Below are 20,514 nucleotides of genomic sequence, written 5' to 3'. Positions count from 1 at the left end.
AAGGGGCGGGGGAGGAACCTGGTCCCTTTTTCTATGTTCAAACGACCAGATTAATGTGGTATCAAACGGGATACTGATCATGAGAAAGGAGTGATGGCGTGAAGCTGTTGATTCAACAGGGACGCCTGGTGGACCCGGTGAGCGGGATCGGCGGCGTCATGGACGTCCTGGTCGAGGACGGGAAGATCGCGGTCCTGGGCAGCGACATCCGTGATCCGGAGGCCGAGGTGCTGGATGCCCGCGGATTGACCATCTGTGCCGGCCTGGTGGATATGCACGTCCACCTGCGGGACCCGGGACAGGAGTATAAGGAGACCATCGAGACCGGCACCCGGGCGGCCGCCCGGGGAGGCTTTACCTCGGTGGCCTGTATGCCCAATACCCGTCCGGCCATTGACTGCGCGGAGCAGATTTCCTATGTCAAGCGCAAGGCGGAGGAGGCCTGCGGGGTCAACGTCTGGCCCATCGGCGCGGTGAGCCAGGGGGAGAAGGGCGAGGCCCTCACCGATTTTGAGGAGCTCAAGCAGGCGGGCGCGGTGGCCCTCTCGGACGACGGGATGCCGGTGCAGAACGCCAATCTCATGCGGGACGCCCTCATCCTGGCCCACCGGCAGGACCTGACCGTCCTCTCCCACTGCGAAGACGCCGACATGGTGAAAAACTATGCCGTCAACGAGGGACGGGTCTCCCGGCAGCTGCGTCTGCCCGGCCGTCCCGCCATCGCGGAGGAGATCATGGTGGCCCGGGACGCCATGCTGGCGGAGGAGACCGGCGCGGCCGTCCACATCTGCCACATCAGCACGGCCAAGGCGGTGGCCATCGTGCGCCGCTACAAGAAGAAGGGGGTCCACATCACCTGTGAGACCTGCCCCCAGTATTTCTCTCTCACCGAGGACGAGGTGCTGGAGCAGGGAGCCATGGCCCGGGTGAATCCCCCTCTGCGCACCCGCGCCGATGTGGAGGCCATCATTGAGGGCCTCAAGGACGGCACCATCGACGCCATCGCCACTGACCACGCCCCCCACTCCGCCGAGGAGAAGGCCCGCCTTCTGGAGGAGGCCCCCAGCGGCATGGTGGGCCTGGAGACCGCTCTGGGCGTGACCCTGACCTACCTCTACCATACCAAGCACATGCCCCTGTCCGACATCCTGCGGAAGATGACCCTGAACCCGGCCTGCATCCTGCGGATCAACAAGGGCCGTCTCGCCATCGGCGGGGACGCCGACATGGTGATCTTCGATCCCGATGAGGAGTGGACGGTGGACCCGGAGCAGTTTGCCTCCAAGGGCCGCAACACGCCCTTCGGCGGCCACAAGCTCAAGGGCAAGGTAAAGTATACCATCGTGGGCGGGAAGATCGTCTACCAGGACGCGTAAGCCCGGCAGATCCCGCCCCGGAAGAGAGAAAATAGAACAGAAGGAGAACATTCACATGTCTTTTGATGCACTTCAGGAGAAGATCCTTGCGGTAAAGAACCCCACCGTGGCCGGCCTGGACCCCAAGCCCGAGTATGTGCCTGAGCACATCCGCAAGGCCGCCTACGCCGCCCACGGCGAGACCCTGGCCGGCGCCGCCGAGGCCATCTGGCAGTTCAACAAGGGCCTGATCGACGCCCTGTGCGACATCGTCCCCTCGGTCAAGCCCCAGAGCGCCTACTATGAGCGCCTGGGCTGGCGTGGCATGGAGGTCATGGAGCGCACCATCCGCTACGCCAAGGAGAAGGGCATGTACGTCATCGCCGACATCAAGCGGGGCGACATCGGCTCCACCGCGGAGGCCTACAGCGACGGCTGGCTGGGCGCCACTCAGGTGGGCGAGCAGAGCTGCACCGTGTTTGACGCCGACTGCGTGACCCTCAACGGCTACATGGGCGCCGACAGCGTCAATCCCTTCCTGAACACCTGCAAGGAGTATGGAAAGAGCTGCTTCGTGCTGGTCAAGACCTCCAACCCCGGCTCCGGCGAGCTGCAGAATGTCTCCGCCGGGGAGAACGACACGGTCTACGGCCTGATGGCCGACCTCATCGAGAAGTGGGGCGCGGGCACCGAGGGCAAGTACGGCTACACCATGGCCGGTGCGGTGGCGGGCGCCACCCATCCCGAGGAGCTGCGGCAGATCCGCGCCCGGATGCCCCACACCTTCCTGCTGGTGCCCGGCTACGGCGCTCAGGGCGGCACCGCCGAGGATGTGCAGTACGCCTTCCACCAGGGCGGCAAGGGCGCCATCGTCAACTCCTCCCGCGGCATCATCTGCGCCTGGAAGAAGACGGGCCACAACGGCGAGGACTACCAGGAGGCCGCCCGCAACGCCGCCATCGCCATGCGGGACGACATCTGCCGTTTCATCACCATCGAATAAGACAGCATGGGGAGGGCGGCGTACAAGCGTTTCCGCGCGGCGGAAACCTTGGCGCAGGCGAAATTCACTTTCGCCGAGCATGAAAAGAGGAAGGGGACCCGGCCGGGACGCAGACCCGGCTGGGAGCGCCATTGCCATGCGGGACGACATCTGCCGTTTCATCACCATCGAATAAAAAAGTGAAGAGAGCGCCATTCTGCGGAAGGAGGGCGTGCATATGGAATGTCCCATCTGTCACAGAGCCATGGAGCCCGGGAGCGTGAAGCTCCGGACGCTGGGGGGATTTATGAGCAGCCGGACCACCCTCACATGGTATCCCCGGAAGGCATCCGAGAAGCGCGGACTGGGCGCCATCCTGCCCGCCGTGGGGAAGCAGCTGTCCGTCATCAGCGGGATGCAGAGCCAGACCTGTCCCGACGCCTGGTACTGCCCGGCCTGCGGGCACGTGATGGCGCTCTTTTCCGCCGATCCATGAACATAACATAGAAGAGACAAGGGCGTGATACCAATGAAAGTGGAACGCAAGTGTAAGATTGTATCCAAGGAGTGGCTCAACCAGGACGCGGTGTATATGGTCCTGGAGGTGGGCGATATGGTGCGTACCTCCTGCAAGGGACCGGGCCAGTTCGTCCATGTGAAGTGCGGCGACGGCCTGCTGCTGCGCCGTCCCATCTCGGTGTGCTCCTGCATGGAGGACGAGCCGGAGGACACCCTGGCCATCGCCTTTGAGGTGCGGGGCGAGGGCACCGCGTGGCTCTCTGAGCGCCAGGTGGGGGATACCCTGGATGTGCTGGGCCTGCTGGGCAACGGATTCCAGGTCCGGCCTGAGGGCCGCTACCTGCTGGTGGGCGGCGGCATCGGCATCCCCCCCATGCGGGGCTGCGCCCAGTACACCCAGGGCCGCTCCACCGCCATCCTGGGCGGCCGGTCGGCGGACAAGGTCATCCTGCAAAACTGCTTCCAGGACGAGTGCGCCAAGGTGCTCGTCGCCACCGACGACGGCTCCCTGGGCTACCACGGCTTTGTGGACGCCCTGGTGCGCCAGGAGCTGAGCGAGGACAAAAACTACGACGCGGTGCTGGCCTGCGGCCCCAAGCCCATGCTGCGCAACGTGGCGAAGGTGGCCGAGGAGTTCGGCGTGCCCTGCCAGGTCTCCATGGAGGAGCGGATGGGCTGCGGCGTGGGCGCCTGCCTGGTGTGCGTGTGCGACATGAAGGACGGCACCCGCAAGCACGCCTGCAAGGACGGCCCGGTGTTTGATTCCAAGGAGGTGGACTGGGATGCATAATGTGGATCTGTCGGTCACCCTGGCCGGGATGACCATGAAAAACCCGGTGGTGGTGGCCTCCGGTACCTTCGGCTTCGGCCGGGAGTACGGGGAGTTCTATGACCTCTCGGAGCTGGGCGGCATCTGCGCCAAGGGCCTGACCCTCCACCGGCGGGAGGGCAACCCCGGTCCCCGCATCGCCGAGACCCCTATGGGCATCCTCAACTCCGTGGGCCTTCAGAACCCCGGTGTGGACGCCTTTATCGCCACTGAGCTTCCCTTCCTGCGGCAGTATGACGTGAAGGTCATCGCCAACATCTCGGGCAACAGCCCCGAGGAGTACGGCGTGATGTGCGAGAAGCTCTCCGAGGCCGGGGTGGATATGATCGAGGTCAACATCTCCTGCCCCAATGTAAAGGCGGGGGGCCTCGCCTACGGCACCCGGCCCGAGCTGGCCGCCGAGGTCACCGAGGTGGCCAAGGCCCACGCCGGGCAGGTGCCCGTGATGGTGAAGCTCTCCCCCAACGTCACCGACATCACCGAGATCGCCCGGGCGGTGGAGGGCGCGGGGGCGGACGCCCTCTCCCTCATCAACACCCTGCGGGGCATGCGGATCGACGTGAACACCCGCCGCCCCATCCTGAAGATGAACACCGGCGGCATGTCCGGTCCCGCCGTGCTCCCCGTTGCGGTGCGCATGGTGTGGGAGGTCTCCAACGCCGTCAAGATCCCCGTGCTGGGCATGGGCGGCGTCTCCAAGGGCGAGGACGCGGCCCAGATGATGCTGGCCGGCGCCACCGCCGTGGCGGTGGGCACCGCCTGCTTTGCCGATCCCTACGCCCCGCTCAAGGTGCGGGACGGCCTGGCTGAGATCGCCGCCAGGCAGGGGCTCTCCGCCGTGTCGGAGCTCACCGGCGGCGTAAAGCCCTGGTAAGACGCGGAGAGGAGGCGCGGAACATGGAGGACCACTACTATGTATCCCTGAGCCTGGAGGAGTGCATCGACCGGGTCCACGCCGCCGTCACCGGCAGCATCACCGGCGAGCTCATCGACCGGTATGAGGTCCCCCATCCCAAGGGCGGGACCTGCGTGGTGCTGGTCTACGAGAAGCACTACTGGCGGGCGGGCAACCGCCTCACCCTCACCGTGGTGCTGGACGACTTTGCCGGAACCGACGTGACGCAGGTCCACTGTGCCGGCGGGGGCGGGGGCGAGGGCCTGTTCCGCTTTGACTGGGGCGCGGCGGGGAGCTTTGAGGACGCCGTCCACCGTGCCCTGGAGGCATACCGGCTCTGAGGCCGGAGAGACTGAGAGAGGGGGAGGAGTCCCATGGCTTGTACACTGTATATCGTCCGCCACGCCGAGGCGGAGGGGAATCTCTACCGCCGCATCCACGGCTGGTATGATTCCCTCATCACCGACAACGGCTATCGCCAGATCGCCGCGCTGGAGGAGCGCTTCCGGGACATTCCGGTGGACGCGGTGTACTCCAGCGATCTCTTCCGCACCAAGACGACCGCCGGGGCCATCTACCGCCCCAAGGGGCTGGCGCTCCAGACCCGGGCCGACCTGCGGGAGCTCTCCATGGGCGTGTGGGAGGACCACACCTGGGGCGAGGTGGCCCACTTCCAGCCGGAGCACTATCTCCGGTACAGCACCTGTGACCCCGGGTGGAAGAACGAGGGGGGCGAGTCCCGGCAGGAGGGCCGCCGCCGCATCCGCGCCGCCATCCTGGACATTGCCGCCCGGCATCCGGGCGAACAGGTGGCCGTGGTCTGCCACGGGGACATCATCCGCTGTCTCCAGGCCGAGGTGCTGGGGGTGCCGGTGGAGGAGATGCCCTCCCTGGGGCACTGCGACAACACCGGTGTGACCGCCCTGCGGGTGGAGGGGGAGCGGATGGAGCTCCTCTTCCAGAACGACAACTCCCACCTGCCGGAGGAGTGCTCCACCCTGGCCCGCCAGCGGTGGTGGAAGGACGTGCGCAACACCATGGGGGACGCCAACTTCTGGTTCCGTCCCCTCACCGCTGCGGATGAGGCCTTTTACTGCTCCCTCCACCGGGAGACCTGGACCGGGCTGTACGGCGCCGAGTCCGGCTATGACGCGGGAGCCTTCTTCCGGGACGCGCTGGAGTGGGCCGGGCGGGATGCCCGGGCGGTGAGCGTGGCCATGCTGCGGGAGGAGGCGGCCGGGATGGTACAGCTGGACCTCGCCCGGGATGAGGCCCAGGGAGCAGGACACATCCGCTTCCTGGCCCTGGCCCCCGAGCGGCGGGGGAAGGGGCTGGCCCCCCAGCTCCTGGGGCAGGCCGTGTCGGTCTACCGGGGCATGGGCCGGGACCGGCTGCGCCTGCTGTGCGCGCCGAAAAATGAGCGGGCCCGGCGGTTCTACGACCGCCACGGCTTCCGTACCATCGCGGCTCAGCCCGGACACCGGGGGAGTCTGGATCAGATGGAAAAATACATCGGCTATCGTCCGGACGCCCGGGGAGGGCTCCTCTGACGGGGCCCATTTTAAGACAAGACGAGGTTTTTATGAATCAGTTTTTACCCGTATCCAAAGAGGAAATGGTGGAGCGCGGCTGGTACTGGTATGACTTTCTGGTCATCACCGGCGACGCCTATGTGGACCACCCCACCTTCGGCCCGGCCATCATCTCCCGGGTGCTGGAGGCGGAGGGCTACCGGGTGGCCGTGCTGGCCCAGCCCGACTGGCACAGTGCCGACGCCTTTGCCGCCATGGGGCGTCCCCGGCTGGGAGTGCTTCTCTCGGCGGGCAACATCGACTCCATGGTGGCCCACTACACCGCCGCCAAGCGCCGCCGGCACGACGACGCCTATTCCCCTGGCAATCAGGCCGGACGCCGTCCCGACCGGGCCACCATCGTCTACTCCAACCGGGTGCGGGAGGCCTTTGGGGACATCCCCCTCATCATCGGCGGCCTGGAGGCGTCCCTGCGCCGGTATGCCCACTACGACTACTGGGAGGACAAGGTGCGCCGCTCCATCCTGGTGGACAGCCAGGCCGACCTTCTGACCTACGGCATGGGCGAGCGGGCTACCCGGGAGATCGCCAGGCGGCTGGCGAAAAAGGAGCCCATCTCCTCCATCACCGATGTGAAGGGCACCTGCTTCCTGGCCCGCAGCGCCGACGCGTGCGCCTATCCCAAGGTGGAGGTGGCCTCCTTTGAGGAGGTGGCCCGGGACAAGCGGGCCTACGCCCTGGCCAACCAGGTGGAGTATGAGGAGCACGACCCCATCCGGGGCCGGGCCATCGTCCAGCGCCACGGGGATGCCTATGTCATCGCCAACCCGCCCGCCATGCCCCTGAACACGGCGGAGCTGGACGCGGTGGCGGAGCTCCCCTATGTGCGGGAGCCCCATCCCATGTACGACGCCATGGGCGGCGTGCCCGCCATCGAGGAGGTGCGCTTCTCAGTGGCCCACAACCGGGGCTGCTTCGGGGCGTGCAACTTCTGCTCCCTGGCCTTCCACCAGGGGCGGATGATCACCTCCCGCAGCCATGAGAGCGTTATCCGGGAGGTGGAGATGCTCACGAAGCATCCGGGCTTCAAGGGCTATATCCACGACGTGGGCGGCCCCACCGCCAACTTCCGCCATCCCTCCTGCGCCAAGCAGCTGGAGCACGGCCTGTGCAAAAAGCGGGCCTGTCTGGCACCCACGCCCTGCCCCAACCTGGACGCCGACCACAGCGACTATTTAAAGCTCCTGCGGGAGCTGCGCGCCATCCCGGGCATCAAGAAGATCTTTATCCGCTCGGGCATCCGCTTTGACTATATGCTGGAGGACAAGAACGGGGAGTTCTTTGCCGAGCTGGTCAAGCACCATGTCTCCGGCCAGCTCAAGGTGGCCCCGGAGCACTGCGTCAACGGCGTGCTGGACTATATGGGCAAGCCCCATATCCAGGTCTATGAGAAGTTCAAGCAGAAGTACGACCGCCTGAACCAGAAGTACGGCAAGGAGCAGTATGTGGTGCCCTACCTCATGTCCTCCCATCCGGGCTGTACCCTCCAGGACGCGGTGAAGCTGGCCGAGTGGCTCAACAAGACCGGACGCCAGCCCGAGCAGGTCCAGGATTTCTATCCCACGCCGGGCACCCTGTCCACCTGCATGTACTATACCGGCATCGATCCCCGTACCATGGAGCCGGTCTATGTTCCCACCGATCCCCACGACAAGGCCATGCAGCGGGCGCTCATGCAGTGGAAGCGCCCGGACAAGCGCCCCCTGGTACTGGAGGCCCTGCGGAAGGCGGGCCGGGAGGATCTCATCGGCTACGGGAAGGAGTGCCTGCTCCGTCCTGTCCACGGAGCGCCTGCCGGCGGACCGGCAGAGAGCCGGAAGAGCGCCGGGAAGGGCCGCGCCGGGGAGAAGAGCCGGAGCGGCAAGCCCAAGCTCAAGCAGGCGGGCCTCCGGGTGGAGCACAACGAGTCCCACGCCAAGCGAAAGGCCGGCTGGGCCAAGCCCAAGAGCAAGAAGAACGCCAAGCCCGGAAAGGGCCGTTAAGCGCGTGTCAATGGAAAGGCCGCCGCGAAACCATTTCGGTTTCGCGGCGGCTTTCAGCGTGTCGAACAAGTTCGACACGCTTCTCAAAAATGCTTGCATTTTTTCGAGGGGATGCAGGCCACGGCGCGCACTCGCTTTCGCTCGCACACTTGTGGCCTGAGAAGAGTGTTTTCCGACGTACACGCCGCCGGAAAACACGATTTGACCCTCTTCCGCCGTCTGTGGACGGCGGAACTCTGCGAGGCTCTTGCAGCACAAATCGCAGAAATACACGTTATTTTGACAGTCTGAGGCCGCAAAACCAACAACGGTTTCGCGGCCTCTTTGCGTCAGGTGTGGTTTCCCTGGATGACGGCCAGGAACTGCTTGCCGTACTGGGCCAGCTTGTGGCTGCCCACGCCGGGGACCCGCTCCATCTCGGAGAGGGTGGCGGGCTTGCGGGCCGCCATCTCCCGCAAGGTGCGGTCGGTGAAGATGACGTAGGCGGGCAGACTCTTTTTCCGGGCCAGCTCTCCCCGCAGGGCCCGCAGGTTCTGGAAGAGGGTCTCGTCCACCGGTCCTCCGGGGAGGGGCTGAGGCCGCTCCCGGCGGGCGGGACGGGACTGCCCGGCCTTCATGCGCATGGTGACCTGTGCGCTTCCGGCGGAGAGCTCCCGGGCCCGGGGACCCTGGGAGAGAACAGGGTAGTCCCCGTCGCTGAGGGCCAGATACCCCTGGTCCACCAGGTGGCGGATCTGGGCCTTGACCTGCTCCACCTTCCGGTGGGACAGGAGCCCGAAGGAGCGCCGCCGGTCCAGATCCCAGCGGAGGGTGCGCTCGTTCTCCCGGCCGCAGAGGAGGTCTGCGATGGTGGTCACGCCGAAGCGCCCGCCGCACTCATCCACGGCGGAGAGGATGGCCCGGGCCTCCTTGGTGATGTCCACATCCTCCCACCCATCGGTGCAGTTGGAGCAGTGGCCGCAGGAGGGGGACGGGGGCTCCTCCCCAAAGTAGCGGAGAATGAAATGGCGCAGGCAGTCGTTGGTGGTGGCGTAGAAGGTCATGGTCTTGAGCCGGTCCATCTGCCGCTGGCGCAGGGCGGAGAGGGCCTCCTCCTCCACCCCCTCGGGGGCCTGGGACTGGTCGATGAGGTAGCGGTTCGTGATTACGTCCCGCCCGCTGTACAGGAGGATGCAGTCGGCGGGACTGCCGTCCCGTCCGGCCCGGCCCGCCTCCTGGTAGTACCCTTCCAGATCCAGGGGCATGTTGTAGTGGACCACATAGCGGACGTTGGACTTGTCGATGCCCATGCCGAAGGCGTTGGTGGCCACCATGACGGGGCACTCGTCGGCGGCAAAGGCGTCCTGGTTGGCCTGCCGTTCCTCGGGGCTCAGTCCGGCGTGATAGCGGGTGGCGGCCACGCCGTGGGCCTGGAGAAAGGCGCAGACCTCCTCCACCGCCTTGCGGGTGGAGCAGTAGACCACGCCGCTCTCATTCTGCCGCCGCAGGAGGATGGAGAGGAGCTCGTCCTTCCGGTTCTGGGGATGGCGCACCTCGAAATAGAGGTTTTTCCGGTCAAAGCCGGTGGTAGTGGTCACCGGGTCCTGGAGGGAGAGCTTTTGCAGGATGTCCTCCCGCACCTCGGGGGTGGCGGTGGCGGTAAAGGCCCCCAGGGCGGGGCGCCTGGGCAGGGAATCCAGAAAGGCGGGGATCTTCAGATAGCTGGGGCGGAAGTCGGTGCCCCACTGGGAGACACAGTGGGCCTCGTCCACCGCCACCATGGAGATCTGGGCCTGCTGGGCGAAGCGGAGAAAGCCGGGACTCTCCAGCCGCTCGGGGGCCACATAGATGATCTTATAGCGGCCCTGCCAGGCCCGCTCCAGGGCCAGTGCATACTGCCGCTCGGTGAGGGAGCGGTTGAGATAGGCCGCCGGGATGCCGGCCTGCACCAGGCTTCCCACCTGGTCCTTCATCAGGGAGATGAGAGGGGAGATCACCAGCGCCACTCCCGGGAGCATGATGGCCGGGAGCTGGAAGCACAGGGATTTGCCCGCGCCGGTGGGCATGATGGAGAGCACGTCCCGCCCCTCCAGCAGGGCGTCCACCGCCCGCTCCTGGCCGGGAAGAAAGCCGCGGTATCCAAAATAGGCCTGGAGCATCTCCAGTTTATAGGACATGGGGGACCCCTCCTGTCTGCACTCGAACAATCGTTGCTATTGTAGCACAGATCGCGCCCCGAGACAACGGGGGAGGAAATTGCAAATGCCCTTTTACCATTTAGACTGATTTCGATGAAATGGGAATTCTATGTTCCAAATCGGAAGCGGTACAGATAAAACCTCCACGAGATTTTCAATGCCTCGTGGAGGTTCTCTTCACATGGTCCTCAGAAAGTAATATTCACAACTTCGGTATCCACAATGGTTTCCCAGTTCTCGAAGTCGAACACATGGAACGACAATTCCACATCATTGATTGCCGTGATGTCGTTTTCACTCAGATCGGATTCCATAAATGTGATGGTATCCACCGCTTTCTTTCCTGCAACCACATTGCAGGAGAACATAGCATTCACCATAAAACCGTTGATGGATACGTCCCTGGTCTGCACCGTGATATCCTTGTCGCTGTTGTTTTCCATATAAACTATGATGCTTGGGCCAAAGATGGATTCATCCTCTGCAAGGCCCTTGATGACAATTTTTACACCATTTCCATCATAGGCTAAACTGCCGCTGTCGTCAAAAGTGTATTCATAAGTATCCGCGATGGAAGTTTTAAGCTGGATTGCATCGGTATCGAGGTAGGTCTCCCATTCGGCCGTATCAAAGATGTGGAATGCAATCTCCATATCAGCGATTGCATCAATACCGCAGGCTTCAAAACTTGATGCCGCAAAAATTAAACTGTCGTTGGCTTTTTTGCCATTCACAACATCCACAGACATCATCGTTTCTGCCATGTATCCATTCACGCAGGCGTTTTTACATTGAAAGGTTAAGTCTTTACCGGAATTGTTCTCAATAAGGAGTTTAATCTCCGGTCCAAAGATTCCGTCCATTTCGAGGCTTTTTGCTGTGATTTTTACTCCGGATTCCTCCAGAAGTACCGTTTCAGGAATCGTCACTTCTTCCGGCTCCGTTTTTCCTGCCTGCTCGCTCGGCTGTGCTTCTGCACCGCTGTTTCCAGTCGTAACAGAGGAAGCGTCTTTGATTTCTCCACCGGAAGAATCTCCGCAGGCGGCGAAGGACATCACGATGACGAGGGAAAGGATAGCGGCTAAAACTCTTTTCATGTTCTCTTCTCCTTTACTTTGCATCTTGTGGCATGAAAATAACTCCAATATTACCAGACAAACATACAGCTCAGCATTTCTTTTCCCGCCACATTTGGGTTCAGTATACCAAGTTTAAAAATATATGTCAATAATCGTATATATGAGTTATCGTATATATTAAAAATCGCACATACCTCCTATACTTCATAGTAATAGGAGGTACTGGTAGATGATCAGCTATGAACCGTTATTTCGGACAATGAAGGAAAAGGGGATCACATCCTATCGTTTGGGAAAAATGGGATTTCCCTTATCGAATTATTATGCTATGAAGCGTGGTGAGAATATATCTACACACACATTAAACCAGTTATGTAAATTACTTCAATGCAAAGTAGAAGATATATTGGAATATTTAGACGAAGAATGAACTGCGGATATGGGGAGTGATCCTGTATCTGTGGTTTTTTTATATCGCAAAATATGACTTGAGTGCACCTGGTGGAGCATATTTGGACCCGCCGTTTGTCAAGAGTAAATGCTAAAAAAGTCTAAAAAATTTTTCAGCGGGCCAGAATGAGGGCCAGCTCCTCCCGGAAAAGCTGCTCGGAGCACAGAAAACCGAACATTTTGCGGGGGTAGCTGTTGAGCCATGTCTCGGCGGCCTTCACCTCTTGGGGCGAGAGGGTGCCGAGGTCTGTCCCCTTCGGGACGAGTCGCCGGATCAGGCCGTTTTGGTTTTCATTGGTGCCGCGCTCGCTCGGCGTGTATGGGTGGCAGTAGTAGACGGTGGTGCGTTTTCCTTTCCCTCGGCGCTTGTTTTCGATGCCTTCGGCGTCCGAGAACTCGGTGCCGTTGTCGCAGGTGATGGAGAGGAAGATCTGCGGGAATAGAGCGCCCAGTTTCCGCTCGATGCCGTTGAGGGCCCGGATGACGCTCTCGCTCGTCTTGTCCTTCATGGATACGATGATCTCCCGGCGGGTCTTTCGCTCGGTCAGCATGAGCCACGTCCGCTTGTAGCCCTTGCCGCTCTCGAGACTATCCATTTCCCAGTGGCCGAAGGTCGTGCGCGTGTTCACGATCTCCGGCCGCTTTTCTATGCTCTTTCCTGCCGGCTTTCTCGGGATGGCGCCCTCTGGCCGCTCCGGCTTCCTGCGGCGCTTCCCGTGCTGCGGTAACATTTCCACAGTGAGATCGTCGCCGAAGATCTCGCCCCTGATGTAGTTGTAGGCCGTGCTTGCGCAGATGTGCACCCGGAAGGGCCAGCCCATGACCTCGGCCTCTCCGATGGCTGCCTCGGGGCTGTACTTCTCGTCCCGGATCTTGCCGATCAGGTAGTCGGCGAGCTCGTAGTCGTTGCCGATCTTCAGCTCCGGGCCCTTCGCCCGCAGGTTGGCCTCATACCGAGCCTGCGCCCCGTCGGGGTTGTATCGGATCTCGGTCGTGTAGTCGCTGTTCAGGTGTTCATAGGTGCACCGCTTGAGCTCCCGGTAGATGGTGGTGTAATGGACGCCGACCTCCTTGGCGATGTCCACGACCTTCATGCCGGCGCGCCTGAAGGCGTCGATCTGCGTGCGCTGCGTTGGTGTCAGGTGGCTGAAGTGTTTCCCCATGGTGATCCCTCCGTGAAATAGAAAAAAGGGCGGCCGGCTGGCCGCCCTTCGTTGTCATCGCCTGTTGTATGCCGCGATCAGCGCCAGCGTCTCGTCGTCTGTGACGATGTCCTCGAGCCGGCACTCCAGAGCGACGCAGACCTTGAGGAGCGTTTTTAGCTTCGCCCCCGCGATGTCTCGGTCGTCTTGCTCGTAGGTCTGGAGCACTCGGCTGTTGATGTCGGCCTTCTTGGCGAGCTGCGACTGAGACAGGCCGCGATCCTCTCGCAGCGCCTTCAGGCGTTTCCCAGTGGTGATCGTTTCCATGTTGAGCGCCTCCCCTTTTGTTTCGTGTGTCTTTACCATACAACATTTGTTGTATAAAGTCAAGAGGGGAGACAAGAGAAAAGCAGCGCGGCCGCTCTGGCTGCGCTGCTTTCATTCTTTTCCGAGCAGGTAGTAGATGGTCACGCCGAGGGCGTCGGCGAGGTACTCGAGCTCATAGTCGGCGACAATGCGGTCGCCGGTCTCGATCCTGCTGATGGCCTTCTGCGTGATGTCGAGCCCCGCGATCTGGATCTTGTACGCGAGGCGCTCCTGCGAGATGCCGGCCCGCTCTCTGGCTGCGCGGACGCGCTCGCCTGAGATATTGCATCGGCCTTCTGGCCTGTATATTTTCAAATACGCGCCGCCTCCTTTTCTGCCACTTATGCCAAAGATGGGTAGTGCAAGTTGACAATAACACGCCGCCCGTGATAATATTATCCCAAAGATGACTAAATACTAAAAAACGCAATAGGACAGATGAAAAGGAGGTTTTTTCAATGGGTTTACGTTTCCGGCGCAGTATTAAGATCGCTCCCGGCGTCCGTGTGAACTTGAATAAAAAGAGCGCGAGCGTCACCTTCGGCCCGAAGGGCCTGAAGCACACAGTCAGCACGACCGGGAAAAGCCACACGACCGTCGGAGTGCCCGGCACGGGCCTGTCGTACACGACCAGTGGCGGCCGGCCGGCCAGCGTGCCGGCAGCACAGCGCCCCACCTCACCGAAAAGCAAAGCGGTCGTCCTGCCGTTGTGCATTTTCCTCGGGGTGCTCGGTGTGCACCGCTACTATGTGGGGAAGATTGGCACCGGGGTCATCTGGACGCTGACGGCTGGCTTCTTCGGGATCGGTTGGATCGTGGACATCTTCACGGTCGCCCTCGGCGGCTTCTATGATGTCAACGGCTATGTTGTCCGCTTCCACCCGACTGAGGCCGAGCTGGCCGCTGCTGAGGCGGCGCAGAGCGATGGCGGCGAGGATCCAGCAGAGGACGACGCCACAGAGGAATGAGTGCATAAACAGAAAGAGCCCGCCCGGGATCACTCCCGAGCGGGCTCTTTTTGTGTATTCTGACGGTTTCATAGCTTCTGGCCGGCACCGATCCGCGCCGCGCCGGTGGCAAGTTGCACAATTAGACCTTCTTGGCGTAGTCCAGCGAGATCCAGCCGGCCCCGCTCTTGAGCTTGCCCCACTTGGAGGCCCCGGGCCCGTCGCTCTCGGCGACGATGGTGTAGGTGCCCTTGTCGCGGATAGCCCCGTTGGTGCCGTAGTTGGTGCCGGGGCCCTTGCGGATGTTCAGCACGTCGGTCGTCACCTTCACGAGGTACGAGGTGGCCGTAGAGCTGCTGCTGGTCTTGATGTCTGCCGCGTCCGTCCACCCGTACACGGTGGAGCCGCCGCCGGAGACGGCGATCAGGTGGTAGGGGTGCGCCTTGCCCTTGGCGATGGCCGTGACCTTAGCCTTGCCGGGCTTGCAGCTCGACGCGCTCGTGGCCGTGGCGCTGACGTAGTGCTTGGAGCCGGTGAACTCCACCACGTCGCCGACCTTGATGTCGGCCGCGGCGGTGCCGGTGCTGCCCCCGGTGGAGGGCGTGGTGCTGCCGGATGTGCCGAGACGGCGGTTGACCTCGGCCGCGATCTCGTCTTGCAGGTTGTAGAGGTAGTCGCCCGGGCAGGCTTTCGCCGCGTAGTCCCGGTGCACGGTCATGTTGCAGCCGTTCAGGTGGTTGACGCGGGTGTTTTTGTTGGTAGACCAGGCGAGCTTCTTAATGCCGTTGCGCTTGCAGATGTCGGTCACGAGATCCAGCAGCGCGTCGTATGCCTTATCTCTGACGGCGTAGGGGTGCGTCGCGTCGCTGGCGACCTCGATGGTGACGGCGCGCTGGTCGTTGGCGTTAGACGACGTGCACCACGAGCGGTTGCCCTCGTCCACATAGAGAGCGATGCGGCCGTCGGGGCCGATGCCGTAGTTGCTGGACGCCTGCCGGCTGCTCTTGGCGAACAGAGCGCCACAGCTCTCGACGGAGAGCTGGCCGGCCATACAATGGATCGTGACGGTGTCGATCTTCTTGGTGCGCTTGCCCGAGTGGTTGGGGCTGAGCTTGGTGTAGGAGATCAGCGAGCTGTTACTCATCTTCGTCGTCCCCCTTTCCGTCACCGTCGAGCATGGCGTCAAGGGTCTTTTCATCCACGACATCGCCGTCCTCGTCGTAGATCAGGCCGGTCTCCTCGTCGTAGTTGAGCACGCCGGTGTAGGGAAGGTCGTCGTCGATCTCTCCGTTGTAGTAGCGCGTATTCAGCGCGGGCTTTTTGTTCTCACTCATGTCTTTGTGCCTCCTTTGCAAAATGAAGGGCGGGCCGTGTTGGCCCGCCCTTTGCTGGTTATTCGGGCGGCAGGTTGCCGCCGTTGAGCTGGTTGACTGCCGCCTCGATGGCCGCGTTGATGGCCTCCTCGTCCACGGTGAAGCCCATGGACGCGAGGAACTCGAGGACGTACTTCTTCTTTTCCTCGCCGCGGCCCTGCCCCTTGTAAAGCTGCTCGGCAGCGGCGACGCCGATCTTCACCCACTCGAGCAGCTCCTTGCGCTGCGCGTCGGTGGTCTTGCTCTTGATCCACGGGATCAGGAACACGCTGACGCCTGCGGCGAGCAGCGCGATGACGGCGTTAATGACGGGGGTGATGTCGATCATGTTCATCCTTTTGCCTCCTTGTCTGTTGTGGTGGTGGTATATTGGCCGGCGCCGGCCCCGCTGATGGGGTTGCCATCAGCGTCGAGGCCGTGCCGGTTGCGGCTGATCTTCTCGGTGGCCGACTTGGCTGCATAGCTGACGAGGTAGCCGATGCAAGCCGTGAAGATGGTGGTCGTGACATCGCTGGCGGTCTGCTGATCGCGGAAGGCCAGCACATAGGACGCCACGGCCGCGGCAGTTGCGACGAGGACGGCCCACGCCGCCAACTTCTTCGAGAACTCCCACGGCCTGCGTCGGGCCTTGGCCTCCCGCTTGCGCCGGTATCTTCCCATGGGTGTCACCTCCCTCAGTAGATCGCGTGGATGCCCTGCTCGGTGAGGAAGTCCTTCTGCTCGTGTTTGATCTTCTGCACATACTGGAGGGCCGCCTCGGTCTCTCCGTTGGCGTGGCCGTTCTTCAGGGCGGTGGCCGTGGCCTCGCCGAGCGCGATGGCGGCCCCCACGCTGCGCACGAGCAGCACCTCGTTTCTCTCCCGGGCGGCGTCGCGCCGGTCGAGCTCTGCGTCCCTCTTGGAGAGCTGCCTCTGGATCATCCAGAAGCACAGGCCCGTGATGGCCGACGGGATCCCCATGAGGGCCACGAGCTGCGCGATGTCTAACTCGATCATGCTGCACCTCCGTCCTCGACCTCGACGAGTTTCCAGCCCTGCGGGTAGGTGTCCGGCGACCAGACGTTGTTGTCAATGGCGCTTTCATAGATCTGTCCGTTGTAGATCACGCGGTCGCCGGTCTGGTAGGCGTCATGCGAGCCGGTAGGCTGTATAAAGGCCGGGACGGTTTCGCCCGTCTCCTCGCCGCCGGTTTCAGGCTCTTGTCCCGGTTCCTGCTCTGTGCCGGGCTCCGGGGTCGTGCCGGGTTCGCCTGCGGCGGTCACTTCCTCCCAGCCCTGCGGGTATGCCTCGGGGCTGTATGCGTTGGCCCCATCCATGATAGAGCGGTAGACCTTGCCATCAGTCCACAGGCAGCACTCGCCCTTCTGGTAGGCGTCATGGGCACCCGTGGGCTGGATGAACGCCTTTGCCTTGGTCGGGTCTGTGGTGTGATACGGGGCCCACTGTGCGGGGCTGTTTCCCGGCTCGATGTCCGGGTTGTTGTTGGTGTTGTGTGCTTGGCAGCAGCGCCAGCTCTGGCCGTTGTGGGTGCAGGCTTCGCCGACCTCGTGGCTGCCGTCCCCCTTGGGGCCGGCCTTCGTCCACGCTGGCAGCAGATCCTCGCAGGCGACGATCTCTGTGCCGGACAGGTCGCCGGCGCTCGCCTCTCTGGTGAAGGTCATGCGAGCGCTGCGCAGGGCGGCCTCGAGGCCGCTGTATTTGGTGCTCATGTGGTCAGCCCCCTTTCAATGGCGCCGGTCAGATCCTCGAGCTCGTTTTCGAGGTCGGTGATGCGCTGCTTGTCCTCAGCGGATGTGCCGCCGGCGGCGGCCTGTTCCTTTTCGTGGATGGCTTTGATGCTGTGTTCCATGAAGTAGACCATGCTGCTCCTCCTTTCTGGTCTTGGGGTGTTGGTTTATGCGAAGTTGCCGCCGACCGACTGGATGTAGCAGTCGCCCTCGGCCGAGCCGCGCAGGAGCTTGACCTTGATCTTCACGCCCCAGCTTGCGGCGGTCTTGGTCTGGTTGGTGAAAAAGTGCTTCTGGCTGGTCAGGGCCTTGGTGGTGATGTCCTCCCATGTGGGCTCGGCGTCGTTGCCGTTGTTGCAGATCCAGACCTGAAGGGTGCTGCCGGTCGGGAAGCTGCCCTGAATGTTGACGAGGGCCTTAGTCGGCATATCGTCGGCCGCCATCGCCACGGTCTGCTCGAACTCGACCGAGTGCATGGCCTTGTCGAAGGACAGGGTGCGCACGGTGCTCTCGTTCTTGGCGTCGGTGGCGGTGATGGTCAGGGTGTGGTCGCCGTTCAGCAGCTTGAGCCACTGGTCGGCCGTGATCTCGAGCTCGTTGGTGTCGCCGAGGGTAGCGGTGTAGGTGCGCAGCGTGGTGGTGTCCAGCTTCTCCACGACCGTGACCTGATGGCCGTCGGCGTCGGTGACGGTGTACTCATAGGAGGGCGGCGTGGTGGTGAAGCTGCCGAGGTCGGTGTCGCTGCCGCTGATGACGGGCGGCCGGTTGTTGGTGACGGTGCGCACGGCGCTGGTGGTGTAGGCGCTCTCGGCCCCGGCGGTGTCGTATGCCTTGACGCGGTACTGCACGCTCGTCCATCCGTAGGTGATGGAGTCGGTGTAGCTCCGGGAGCTGCCGCTGTAAATCTGCGCCCATGTGCCGTCGTCCACCTTGCGCTCCAGCTTGTAGCCGGCGAGGTTGCCGTCGGGATCGGTCGACTGTCCCCACGAGATGCTCAGGTTTTCGCCGCCGATGACCTCGCTCGGGACAGTGATGGTGCCGGGGGCCGTGGGCGGCTGGTTGTAGACGATTGTGTAGCAGCCGTCCGAGTCGGTGGTGTCGGAGACCAGGAGATCAGAGGACAGATTACAAGCGGGGCGCAGGCCGAGGTAGCCGTCGTAGGCGCCGTCCCAGTCCAGCGTGCCGTCGGAAAGGACGAGGCGGGCGAAGTCGGCCGACCCGGCATAGGCGTCCCGCAGCCAGTAGTACCACGCCTGATTGGCGTCGACATCGTAGTTGGAGTTGGCAGCGGCCGAGGCCGAGACGGTAGCGATGCGGCTGGAGTTGTCGCTGAATATCGCCAGCTTGCTGCCGCACACATGGTCGCCCGAGAGGTTGACCTCGGTGCAGGACAGGGGGAAAACCTTGTCCACACAGGTCTCCGTCCCGCCGCCGTCCGTGGAGCTCTTGCCGACGGTGATGGTGGTGGCGAGCAGGGCGGCCCGCTCGTTGGCCGTGAAGCCGTTGAGGAAGCCGGCGATGGTGTTGTAGGGGTTGTAGCCGCTCCAGACGTGGGACGAGTCGGGAGCCTGATCCGCCGAGTGCTGCGCGGTGTACCACTGGCCCGCGCCCTTGTCGCTGTTGAGCCACTGGCGCAGGTTGGAGTAGATGTAGCGGTTATTGCCGTAGTTTCGGCGGTCGCTGTTGCCGTTGGCCGGCTCCATCGCGTCGAAGCACAGCAGCTTGATGATCTGGTTGGTCACGAGGGTGACGCTGTTGGAGGGGTAGCCGGCGTGGTTTTTGTCGGCCTTGATCCAGATGATCGGCGCGCCGTAGAGGCTGCCGAACTTGATTTTTGCCTTGTTGGCAAGGCTTCCGAGGGTTTGAGGCATGAGTCTTGTCTCCTTTCGGTAGGTTTTAGCTCCGGGAAGTATGCGAAGAAATAGGCGTCCATGTTCTGCCGCAGGTGGTAGGTGTTGCCGTGCGAGATGTGGCCCGTCCAGCTTGCGTAGGATTGGCTCACGCTCTCGAGCGTCATCTTGCCCCTGTCCACGAGGCCGCGGAACTTGCGGATCTTCCGCTTCATGTTGTCGATGCTCTTGGCCCTCACCTTTCTGACCACCTTGCCGGTGCTCGTGAGATAGGTGTGGAAGCCGAGGAAGTCGATGCCGTTCTTGAGCGGGAAGATCTGCGTCTTGCCGTTCAGGCGCAGGCCCAGCGGCTTGATGTACTCCTCGATCCGCTTGAGGATCTCCCGGAGCAGCAGCTTGTCGCTGCTGATGATGTAGAAGTCATCCATGTAACGGCCATAGACGAGGCCGAGGTCATCCCGCAGCCAGTGGTCGAAGTCGTCCAGATAGAGCAGGGCGAGTAGTTGGCTCGACTGGTTGCCGATGGGGATCCCGGGGTCTGGCGTGCTGTCGATGACGATCCAGAGCAGCCACTCGACGAAGTCGATCAGCTCCTCGTCAGACAGGAAGGCCAGAGCCTTGCGGGCCTTCTCGAAGCAGACGGCGTGCAGCAGGGTGTAAAAGAACTTGGAAAAGTCACCTTTCAGCACCCAGCCCTCGGCGTAGTCCCACTCCTCCATCGGCCGGTATGGCAGGCCGGCGGCCCGCCGGGCCTCCTCGTCTGCTGCCTTCCGGCTGAAAAAGTAGTGGCGCATGGCGTCGGCCAGACGGTCGAGGCCGTCGTGGGTGCCTTTGCCGATTTGTCCGGCATAGTTATCCCGGATGAAGCGCCGGGAGAACACGGGCTCGAGGACGTTGTCGCAGAGCGAGTGCTGGACGACTTTGCCCTCGAAGTCTATGGCAAGGACGAGCCGCTCCTTGGGCTCGTACACCTTGAAGGGATAGTAGGGCCCGAAGGTGTACTCGCGCCGCTGGAGGCGGTCAGAGAGGTCGGCCGTGCGCTCGATGGCCTCCATGCGGTAGCGCATGGCCGTGGGGTTGTCCCGCTTCCCGCAGCGGGTCTTGCGGTATGCTTTGTATAGCGAGTTGAAGCTGTTGACGATGTTCTCCATGTGAAAAAATCCCTGCCGTCGGCAGCTCCGGCCACGCTTTGCGTGCGCCGCCGGGAGCATCGGCAGTCCTGTGTTTACCCATGGCCGGGCCGGTCAAAC

The 20,514-nt window shown here is 62.7% G+C and carries 24 protein-coding genes; 10 read left to right on the top strand and 14 right to left on the bottom strand.

Translation table 11 applies throughout. The features are described from left to right. The first annotated feature begins 98 nt into the window (after positions 1-98). From I2C21_RS02225 to I2C21_RS02190, 8 genes are all read left to right on the top strand, one after another. On the top strand, positions 99-1,376 hold the full coding sequence (locus tag I2C21_RS02225) for a dihydroorotase (protein WP_101693596.1): 1,278 nt from the start codon (positions 99-101) through the stop codon (positions 1,374-1,376). A 55-nt stretch (positions 1,377-1,431) separates the two neighbouring features. Then, on the top strand, positions 1,432-2,358 hold the full coding sequence (pyrF, locus tag I2C21_RS02220; protein WP_193536383.1) for an orotidine-5'-phosphate decarboxylase: 927 nt from the start codon (positions 1,432-1,434) through the stop codon (positions 2,356-2,358). 217 nt (positions 2,359-2,575) lie between these two features. After that, positions 2,576-2,833 carry a PF20097 family protein gene (locus I2C21_RS02215; RefSeq protein WP_193536385.1) on the top strand — a complete coding sequence of 86 codons (258 nt, stop codon included), beginning with the start codon at positions 2,576-2,578 and terminating at the stop codon, positions 2,831-2,833. 33 nt (positions 2,834-2,866) lie between these two features. Next, entirely contained in the window at positions 2,867-3,646 is a 780-nt protein-coding gene (locus I2C21_RS02210; protein WP_101693593.1) for a dihydroorotate dehydrogenase electron transfer subunit, read from the top strand. Further along, positions 3,639-4,559, top strand: coding sequence for a dihydroorotate dehydrogenase (locus I2C21_RS02205; RefSeq protein ID WP_186962844.1), 921 nt, complete (start codon positions 3,639-3,641; stop codon positions 4,557-4,559). Before I2C21_RS02210 ends, I2C21_RS02205 begins: the two co-directional genes overlap by 8 nt. A gap of 23 nt (positions 4,560-4,582) precedes the next feature. Continuing rightward, positions 4,583-4,921 (top strand): DUF6054 family protein, encoded by a 339-nt coding sequence (locus I2C21_RS02200; RefSeq protein ID WP_186962843.1) that lies wholly within the window; start codon positions 4,583-4,585, stop codon positions 4,919-4,921. Positions 4,922-4,954: 33 nt separating this feature from the next. After that, positions 4,955-6,130: a bifunctional histidine phosphatase family protein/GNAT family N-acetyltransferase gene (locus tag I2C21_RS02195; RefSeq protein ID WP_193536387.1), complete on the top strand. Its 1,176-nt coding sequence runs from the start codon at positions 4,955-4,957 to the stop codon at positions 6,128-6,130. 32 nt (positions 6,131-6,162) lie between these two features. Further along, positions 6,163-8,154: a YgiQ family radical SAM protein gene (locus I2C21_RS02190; protein WP_195278399.1), complete on the top strand. Its 1,992-nt coding sequence runs from the start codon at positions 6,163-6,165 to the stop codon at positions 8,152-8,154. A gap of 329 nt (positions 8,155-8,483) precedes the next feature. Here I2C21_RS02190 and recQ read toward each other — a convergent pair whose 3' ends face one another. Continuing rightward, positions 8,484-10,310: a DNA helicase RecQ gene (gene recQ, locus I2C21_RS02185; protein ID WP_195278398.1), complete on the bottom strand. Its 1,827-nt coding sequence runs from the start codon at positions 10,308-10,310 to the stop codon at positions 8,484-8,486. A gap of 209 nt (positions 10,311-10,519) precedes the next feature. Continuing rightward, on the bottom strand, positions 10,520-11,428 hold the full coding sequence (locus I2C21_RS02180; RefSeq protein WP_195278397.1) for a hypothetical protein: 909 nt from the start codon (positions 11,426-11,428) through the stop codon (positions 10,520-10,522). Positions 11,429-11,639: 211 nt separating this feature from the next. Between I2C21_RS02180 and I2C21_RS02175 the strand changes: the two genes are divergently transcribed. After that, positions 11,640-11,840, top strand: a complete 201-nt coding sequence (locus I2C21_RS02175; RefSeq protein WP_186962837.1) for a helix-turn-helix domain-containing protein — start codon at positions 11,640-11,642, stop codon at positions 11,838-11,840. 133 nt (positions 11,841-11,973) lie between these two features. On the opposite strand, the gene I2C21_RS02170 is transcribed toward I2C21_RS02175, so the two are convergent. From I2C21_RS02170 to I2C21_RS02160, 3 genes are all read right to left on the bottom strand, one after another. Further along, a complete protein-coding gene (locus I2C21_RS02170) occupies positions 11,974-13,023 on the bottom strand; it encodes an IS30 family transposase (protein ID WP_195278396.1) in 1,050 nt (349 codons plus the stop codon). A gap of 54 nt (positions 13,024-13,077) precedes the next feature. Further along, positions 13,078-13,329 carry a helix-turn-helix transcriptional regulator gene (locus I2C21_RS02165; protein WP_016148068.1) on the bottom strand — a complete coding sequence of 84 codons (252 nt, stop codon included), beginning with the start codon at positions 13,327-13,329 and terminating at the stop codon, positions 13,078-13,080. 111 nt (positions 13,330-13,440) lie between these two features. Then, a complete protein-coding gene (locus I2C21_RS02160) occupies positions 13,441-13,683 on the bottom strand; it encodes a helix-turn-helix domain-containing protein (protein WP_087219455.1) in 243 nt (80 codons plus the stop codon). 143 nt (positions 13,684-13,826) lie between these two features. Between I2C21_RS02160 and I2C21_RS02150 the strand changes: the two genes are divergently transcribed. Beyond that, positions 13,827-14,336, top strand: a complete 510-nt coding sequence (locus I2C21_RS02150) for a DUF4236 domain-containing protein (RefSeq protein WP_286167181.1) — start codon at positions 13,827-13,829, stop codon at positions 14,334-14,336. Between the two features lie 121 nt (positions 14,337-14,457). Here I2C21_RS02150 and I2C21_RS02145 read toward each other — a convergent pair whose 3' ends face one another. From I2C21_RS02145 to I2C21_RS02105, 9 genes are read right to left on the bottom strand one after another with little or no spacing between them, the layout of a single operon-like run. Next, on the bottom strand, positions 14,458-15,459 hold the full coding sequence (locus tag I2C21_RS02145; protein WP_195278395.1) for an N-acetylmuramoyl-L-alanine amidase: 1,002 nt from the start codon (positions 15,457-15,459) through the stop codon (positions 14,458-14,460). Beyond that, a complete protein-coding gene (locus tag I2C21_RS02140) occupies positions 15,452-15,649 on the bottom strand; it encodes a hypothetical protein (protein ID WP_195278394.1) in 198 nt (65 codons plus the stop codon). Before I2C21_RS02140 ends, I2C21_RS02145 begins: the two co-directional genes overlap by 8 nt. Positions 15,650-15,707: 58 nt before the next feature. Next, complete coding sequence (locus I2C21_RS02135; protein WP_195278393.1) at positions 15,708-16,022, bottom strand: phage holin; 315 nt, start codon at positions 16,020-16,022, stop codon at positions 15,708-15,710. Continuing rightward, complete coding sequence (locus I2C21_RS02130; protein WP_195278392.1) at positions 16,019-16,348, bottom strand: hypothetical protein; 330 nt, start codon at positions 16,346-16,348, stop codon at positions 16,019-16,021. Before I2C21_RS02130 ends, I2C21_RS02135 begins: the two co-directional genes overlap by 4 nt. Positions 16,349-16,362: 14 nt before the next feature. Beyond that, the gene (locus tag I2C21_RS02125; RefSeq protein ID WP_195278391.1) at positions 16,363-16,683 is read right to left on the bottom strand and encodes a serine/threonine protein kinase; all 321 of its coding nucleotides are present in this window, start codon (positions 16,681-16,683) and stop codon (positions 16,363-16,365) included. Further along, on the bottom strand, positions 16,680-17,396 hold the full coding sequence (locus tag I2C21_RS02120; RefSeq protein WP_195278390.1) for a carbohydrate-binding protein: 717 nt from the start codon (positions 17,394-17,396) through the stop codon (positions 16,680-16,682). The genes I2C21_RS02125 and I2C21_RS02120 overlap by 4 nt, the downstream gene beginning before the upstream one ends. After that, entirely contained in the window at positions 17,393-17,548 is a 156-nt protein-coding gene (locus tag I2C21_RS02115; protein ID WP_195278389.1) for a hypothetical protein, read from the bottom strand. The genes I2C21_RS02120 and I2C21_RS02115 overlap by 4 nt, the downstream gene beginning before the upstream one ends. Positions 17,549-17,581: 33 nt before the next feature. Then, the gene (locus I2C21_RS02110) at positions 17,582-19,117 is read right to left on the bottom strand and encodes a DUF6273 domain-containing protein (protein ID WP_207730568.1); all 1,536 of its coding nucleotides are present in this window, start codon (positions 19,115-19,117) and stop codon (positions 17,582-17,584) included. A gap of 35 nt (positions 19,118-19,152) precedes the next feature. Beyond that, on the bottom strand, positions 19,153-20,475 hold the full coding sequence (locus I2C21_RS02105) for a reverse transcriptase/maturase family protein (protein WP_195278388.1): 1,323 nt from the start codon (positions 20,473-20,475) through the stop codon (positions 19,153-19,155). Between the last annotated feature and the right edge of the window lie 39 nt (positions 20,476-20,514).

It is taken from the genome of Clostridium sp. J1101437_171009_A5 (assembly GCF_015547905.1).
GTDB lineage: Bacteria > Bacillota > Clostridia > Oscillospirales > Oscillospiraceae > Pseudoflavonifractor_A > Pseudoflavonifractor_A gallinarum.
This window is presented reverse-complemented; position numbering and strand designations above follow the sequence as displayed.

Excerpts from the sequence above, each read along its gene's own strand:
- I2C21_RS02130 (WP_195278392.1), bottom strand. The coding sequence starts at position 16,348 with ATGGGAAGATACCGGCGCAAGCGGGAGGCCAAGGCCCGACGCAGGCCG.
- I2C21_RS02115 (WP_195278389.1), bottom strand. The coding sequence starts at position 17,548 with ATGGTCTACTTCATGGAACACAGCATCAAAGCCATCCACGAAAAGGAA.
- pyrF (WP_193536383.1), top strand. The coding sequence starts at position 1,432 with ATGTCTTTTGATGCACTTCAGGAGAAGATCCTTGCGGTAAAGAACCCC.
- recQ (WP_195278398.1), bottom strand. The coding sequence starts at position 10,310 with ATGTCCTATAAACTGGAGATGCTCCAGGCCTATTTTGGATACCGCGGC.
- I2C21_RS02135 (WP_195278393.1), bottom strand. The coding sequence starts at position 16,022 with ATGAACATGATCGACATCACCCCCGTCATTAACGCCGTCATCGCGCTG.
- I2C21_RS02170 (WP_195278396.1), bottom strand. The coding sequence starts at position 13,023 with ATGGGGAAACACTTCAGCCACCTGACACCAACGCAGCGCACGCAGATC.
- I2C21_RS02125 (WP_195278391.1), bottom strand. The coding sequence starts at position 16,683 with ATGATCGAGTTAGACATCGCGCAGCTCGTGGCCCTCATGGGGATCCCG.
- I2C21_RS02165 (WP_016148068.1), bottom strand. The coding sequence starts at position 13,329 with ATGGAAACGATCACCACTGGGAAACGCCTGAAGGCGCTGCGAGAGGAT.
- I2C21_RS02175 (WP_186962837.1), top strand. The coding sequence starts at position 11,640 with ATGATCAGCTATGAACCGTTATTTCGGACAATGAAGGAAAAGGGGATC.
- I2C21_RS02145 (WP_195278395.1), bottom strand. The coding sequence starts at position 15,459 with ATGAGTAACAGCTCGCTGATCTCCTACACCAAGCTCAGCCCCAACCAC.
- I2C21_RS02150 (WP_286167181.1), top strand. The coding sequence starts at position 13,827 with ATGGGTTTACGTTTCCGGCGCAGTATTAAGATCGCTCCCGGCGTCCGT.
- I2C21_RS02215 (WP_193536385.1), top strand. The coding sequence starts at position 2,576 with ATGGAATGTCCCATCTGTCACAGAGCCATGGAGCCCGGGAGCGTGAAG.
- I2C21_RS02200 (WP_186962843.1), top strand. The coding sequence starts at position 4,583 with ATGGAGGACCACTACTATGTATCCCTGAGCCTGGAGGAGTGCATCGAC.
- I2C21_RS02105 (WP_195278388.1), bottom strand. The coding sequence starts at position 20,475 with ATGCTCCCGGCGGCGCACGCAAAGCGTGGCCGGAGCTGCCGACGGCAG.
- I2C21_RS02120 (WP_195278390.1), bottom strand. The coding sequence starts at position 17,396 with ATGAGCACCAAATACAGCGGCCTCGAGGCCGCCCTGCGCAGCGCTCGC.
- I2C21_RS02195 (WP_193536387.1), top strand. The coding sequence starts at position 4,955 with ATGGCTTGTACACTGTATATCGTCCGCCACGCCGAGGCGGAGGGGAAT.
- I2C21_RS02190 (WP_195278399.1), top strand. The coding sequence starts at position 6,163 with ATGAATCAGTTTTTACCCGTATCCAAAGAGGAAATGGTGGAGCGCGGC.
- I2C21_RS02210 (WP_101693593.1), top strand. The coding sequence starts at position 2,867 with ATGAAAGTGGAACGCAAGTGTAAGATTGTATCCAAGGAGTGGCTCAAC.
- I2C21_RS02140 (WP_195278394.1), bottom strand. The coding sequence starts at position 15,649 with ATGAGTGAGAACAAAAAGCCCGCGCTGAATACGCGCTACTACAACGGA.
- I2C21_RS02180 (WP_195278397.1), bottom strand. The coding sequence starts at position 11,428 with ATGAAAAGAGTTTTAGCCGCTATCCTTTCCCTCGTCATCGTGATGTCC.
- I2C21_RS02205 (WP_186962844.1), top strand. The coding sequence starts at position 3,639 with ATGCATAATGTGGATCTGTCGGTCACCCTGGCCGGGATGACCATGAAA.
- I2C21_RS02110 (WP_207730568.1), bottom strand. The coding sequence starts at position 19,117 with ATGGAGCCGGCCAACGGCAACAGCGACCGCCGAAACTACGGCAATAAC.